6 protein-coding genes are annotated in these 4052 nt (G+C 70.5%); 5 read left to right on the forward strand and 1 reads right to left on the reverse strand.

Annotated elements, in window-relative coordinates:
* From SGR02S_RS18995 to SGR02S_RS19010, 4 genes are all read left to right on the forward strand, one after another.
* Positions 1-447 (forward strand): energy transducer TonB (locus SGR02S_RS18995; protein ID WP_156483137.1); only part of this gene is annotated, 447 nt, incomplete at its 5' end.
* A 504-nt stretch (positions 448-951) separates the two neighbouring features.
* The gene (gene rpmG, locus SGR02S_RS19000; protein ID WP_067113762.1) at positions 952-1119 is read left to right on the forward strand and encodes a 50S ribosomal protein L33; all 168 of its coding nucleotides are present in this window, start codon (positions 952-954) and stop codon (positions 1117-1119) included.
* A 327-nt stretch (positions 1120-1446) separates the two neighbouring features.
* Entirely contained in the window at positions 1447-2727 is a 1281-nt protein-coding gene (locus tag SGR02S_RS19005; RefSeq protein ID WP_067113764.1) for an SDR family oxidoreductase, read from the forward strand.
* Positions 2724-3200, forward strand: coding sequence for a DUF2269 family protein (locus tag SGR02S_RS19010; RefSeq protein ID WP_067113767.1), 477 nt, complete (start codon positions 2724-2726; stop codon positions 3198-3200). The genes SGR02S_RS19005 and SGR02S_RS19010 overlap by 4 nt, the downstream gene beginning before the upstream one ends.
* A 4-nt stretch (positions 3201-3204) precedes the next feature.
* Here SGR02S_RS19010 and SGR02S_RS19015 read toward each other — a convergent pair whose 3' ends face one another.
* Entirely contained in the window at positions 3205-3690 is a 486-nt protein-coding gene (locus SGR02S_RS19015) for an Lrp/AsnC family transcriptional regulator (RefSeq protein ID WP_067113769.1), read from the reverse strand.
* A 151-nt stretch (positions 3691-3841) separates the two neighbouring features.
* Between SGR02S_RS19015 and SGR02S_RS20160 the strand changes: the two genes are divergently transcribed.
* Complete coding sequence (locus tag SGR02S_RS20160) at positions 3842-4003, forward strand: hypothetical protein (protein WP_156483138.1); 162 nt, start codon at positions 3842-3844, stop codon at positions 4001-4003.
* Positions 4004-4052: the final 49 nt, after the last annotated feature.

Consider the following 4052-nt stretch of genomic DNA (forward strand, 5'->3'; position numbering starts at 1 on the left):
GAGCCGCAGCCGTCGGCGATGACGACGACGGTCTCGCCGGTGCCGCCGGTCGCGGCGGACCCGCCCTCGGTACCGCCCGCGCCGCCGCTGACGCCGCCGTCGGGCAGCGGGGCGGGCGTGGCGGTCGCGGTCGATCCGCCGGCCCCGCCGCGCCCGGCGCTCGTCGCCGCCGCGGTCGATCCGCGCTTCGCCGGGACGTTCCAGCCCGACTATCCCGCGCGCGAGCAGCGTGCCGGGATCGAGGGCGTCGTCCGCGTCCGCGTGCTGATCGGCACCGACGGACGGGTCAAGGCGGTCGAGCTGGTCAGCACCGACGACCCCGCCTTCTTTGAGGCGACGCGCAGGCGCGCGCTGTCGAAATGGCGCTTCAAGCCCGCGACGCGCGGCGGCGTGCCCGAGGAAAGCTGGAAGGAGATGACCGTCCGCTTCCAGATCCGCGACGCCTGACGGCGGCGGGCCTGCGGGGAGCGGAGCGGATGGCGCTGCCCCGTTCCCACGCCGCATCGTTGTCCGTCATGCGGAACTGGTTTCAGCATCCATGACCGGACCCTGCGACAGGCACCGCCCGGCTTTTGCCGGGGCGCTCGAAGTGTGGTTGTCTTTGAACGAACAGGCATGTGCTCCCGCGAAGGCGGGAGCCCAGAGTGTCGGAGAGCCAGCGTTGGCGCATCGACGCTCTGGGTCCCCGCCTGCGCGGGGACACGGCGATGCTCGATTCAAGAACGATCCAGCCACGCGGTCGATAAACGGGCTTGTCCAAGCCGGCGCAACCTCTCGCCCGGCCCCGCTTTCGCTTGACATAAGCACCGAATCCCGCCAAGGGCGCCGGGATGAAGGGGGGCGGCGTGCGACGCGGCCCTCTTTGTTTTTCAGCAATCGCCGGGGCCATCGTCCCGCCGCATGCGCCGGACGGGCCGGCGGATGCGTCAATAGTTCGAGGAACATGAGGCCATGGCCAAGCCGACGACCGTCAAGATCAAGCTGGTGAGCACCGCCGACACGGGCTTTTTCTATGTCACCAAGAAGAACCCGCGCACGATGACCGAGAAGATGGCGGTGCGCAAATACGACCCCGTCGCGCGCAAGCACGTCGAGTTCAAGGAAGCCAAGATCAAGTGACGCCGCGCCCGTCGCGCCCGATGGCGCGCGGGGTTCGAAAGCGCGTCATCCGGCAAAGGCCGGACGATGGACAGAAGGGCGGCCGCGAGCCGCCCTTTTTCGTGCCCGGCGGTGTGGGGCGGCTTTCGGGGCCGTCCTGTCGGGGTTGAAGCGTATCCCGCCCCATCAGGAGAGGGGTGGGGGCAGCGGCCTTGCAAAAGGGTTCGAGCCCTCACCCCCGACCCCTCCCGCAAGCGGGAGGGGAGATTGCTTCTTCGCCGTGCTCCTCGCAATGACGATTCCCTATCATGTCATCATGCTCTAACCCGCTGGGCGGAAGGAGCGGGCATGCGGGTGATGATCCTGGGGGCCGCCGGTTTCATCGGCCGGCACATCCTGACCGCGCTGCGCGACGCGGGGCACGAGGCGGTCGCGGTGGTTCGCCGGGTCGGGCACCTCGAGGCGGCGTTTCCGGGGGTTCGGTTCGTGGCGGTCGACTTGGCTGGAGCGACCGATGCGGCGGCGTGGCGCACGCATCTGGACGGCGTCGCCTGCATCGTCAACGCCGCGGGCGTGCTGCGCGGGCCCGATATGGAGGCAGTCCACGTCGCGATGCCGCGCGCTCTGTATGCCGCCGCGCGCGACGCGGGGGTCGCGCGCGTGGTGCTGCTGTCCGCGATCAGCGCCCGCGAGGAGGTCGGCACCGACTATGCGCGCGCGAAACTGGCGGGCGAGGCCGTGCTGCGCGCCTCGGGGCTCGGCTGGACGATCCTGCGCCTGTCGCTCGTCTATGGCGACGGCAGCTATGGCGGCACCTCGCTGCTGCGCGGAATGGCGGGGCTGCCGCTGGCCGTCCCGCTGCCCGGCGCGGGCGACCAGCGCTTCACCCCGATCCATGTCGACGATCTGGCGCGCGACGTGGCGCGCCTGTGCGCCGACGACCGCTTTGCCGGGCGGACGCTCGAGCCGGTGGGGCCAGAGACGATCGACCTGCGCGGCCTGCTGCGCGCCTATCGCGGCTGGCTGGGGTTCGGCGCGGCGCGCTTCGTGTCGATCCCGATGCCGGTCATGCGCCTGCTCGGCCGGATCGGCGACCTTGCGGGCGACGGGCCGATCGCGAGCAACAGCTTGGCGCAGCTCGTCGCGGGCAACGCCGGCGACAGCGCCGCCTATGCCCGCGAAACCGGCAGCGCGCCGCGCCGGCTGAACGATGCGCTTGCGGCGCGCCCGGCCGAGGTGCAGGACCGCTGGCACGCGCGCCTCTTCTTCCTCGCGCCCGCGATCCGCGCGGTACTGGCGCTGCTGTGGCTCGCCTCGGCATGGCTCGGGCTGACGCATGGCGGCGAAGCGGCGCGCGCGCTGGCGGCGAGCCTGGGGCTGCCCGCCGGCCTGGCCGACCCGCTGCGCATCGGCGCCAGCCTCGCCGACATCGCGGTGGCGGCGCTGGTGCTGCTCGACCGCAAGGCGCGCTGGAGCACGGTCGTCCAGATCGGCCTGATCCTCGGCTACACGATCGTCATCGGCCTCGCGCTGCCGCGCCTGTGGCTCGATCCGCTGGGTCCGCTGCTCAAGAATCTGCCGATCCTGCTGCTCGTCGCGGTGCACGGCGCCATCGGGGACAAGAGATGACCGACCTCTATCTGCTGGTGAAGATGCTGCACATCGTCAGCAGCACCGTGCTGTTCGGCTTCGGCGCCGGGACCGCCTGGTATCTGTGGAACGCCCATCTGACGCGCGACCCGGCGACGATCGCCGCCATCGGCCGCATGGTGGTGCGCGCCGACTGGATCTTCACCGGCACCAGCGGCGTCGTGCAGCCGGCGAGCGGCTTGTGGCTCGCGCATCACGCGGGCTATCCGCTGACCGAGCCGTGGCTGCTCGCGACATATGCGCTCTATGCGCTGGCCTTTGCCTGCTGGGCGCCGGTCGTCGGCCTGCAGATTCGTGCGCAGCGGCTTGCCGAGGCGGCGGCGCGCGCCGGGCGGCCGCTGGGGCCGGATTACGAGCAGACGATGCGGCTGTGGTTCCTGCTCGGCTGGCCCGCGTTTCTGGGGCTGGTCGGCGTCTTCTGGCTGATGGTGGCGAAGCCGGCGCTCTGGTGAGCGGTCACAGGTCGCGCAGGGGGCGGCGCGAGGCGTCGTCCTCGACGATCGTGCGGATCGCGATCAGCGTGGTGAAGGAATGCACGCCCTTGTCCTCGCCGAGCGCGCGGCGCGTGAAGGCTTCATATTCCTCCATCGACCCGACCTGCACCTTCAGCAGGAAGTCGTCCTCGCCGGTCACGTCCCACGCGCCGGTGATTTCGGGGTGGCGCGCGATCTCGCGCGCGAAGCCGTCCATTGTCTGCGCGCCCGCCTGTTCCATCCGCACCAGCACATGCATGGTCAGCGCCGATCCGGTCAGTGCCGGGTCGACGATCGCGCGGTCGGCGACGATCACCTTTTCGTCGCGCAGCCGCCGCAGCCGGCGCAGCACTGCCGACACCGACAGCCCGACCTTGTCGGCGAGAGTCCGCGCGGGTTCGAGATTGTCGGCGCGCACCAGTTCGAGCAGCCGGCGATCGAAACGGTCGAGGTCGATCTTTTTTCGCATTCCTTACGTCATAACGCGAATTTTGGTCGCCGCCATGACCAAAATCGGCGCCAATGGCCGGGCCCGATGGCGTAGAGACAGGACTGCGCCAAGGGCTTCTCCCCTCCCCTCCCTTCTCCTTGCGCGCAACGATCGATTCAGGAGATACGACATGACTCGCAACGCATCCCGTTCGGGCCCGATCGGCCAGTTCTGGACCATGATGATCGAAGCGTCGACCGCCGCGGTGGCGGTCCATTATGATTCGCCGTGGCAGCGGCAGCCCGCGCCGGCGGGCCTGCGCCGGACCGCGCGGCGTTCCGTCCTCGCCTGATCGCGGGCGGGGCTGGAGCGGCCGTCTTTGGATGACGCTCCGGTCGACC

This window comes from Sphingopyxis granuli NBRC 100800 (assembly GCF_001591045.1).
In the GTDB taxonomy this organism is placed as follows: domain Bacteria; phylum Pseudomonadota; class Alphaproteobacteria; order Sphingomonadales; family Sphingomonadaceae; genus Sphingopyxis; species Sphingopyxis granuli.

Bases quoted from the DNA above. Each gene is read 5' to 3' on its own strand.
- rpmG (WP_067113762.1), top strand. From the start codon at position 952: ATGGCCAAGCCGACGACCGTCAAGATCAAGCTGGTGAGCACCGCCGAC.
- SGR02S_RS19005 (WP_067113764.1), top strand. From the start codon at position 1,447: ATGCGGGTGATGATCCTGGGGGCCGCCGGTTTCATCGGCCGGCACATC.
- SGR02S_RS19010 (WP_067113767.1), top strand. From the start codon at position 2,724: ATGACCGACCTCTATCTGCTGGTGAAGATGCTGCACATCGTCAGCAGC.
- SGR02S_RS19015 (WP_067113769.1), bottom strand. From the start codon at position 3,690: ATGCGAAAAAAGATCGACCTCGACCGTTTCGATCGCCGGCTGCTCGAA.
- SGR02S_RS20160 (WP_156483138.1), top strand. From the start codon at position 3,842: ATGACTCGCAACGCATCCCGTTCGGGCCCGATCGGCCAGTTCTGGACC.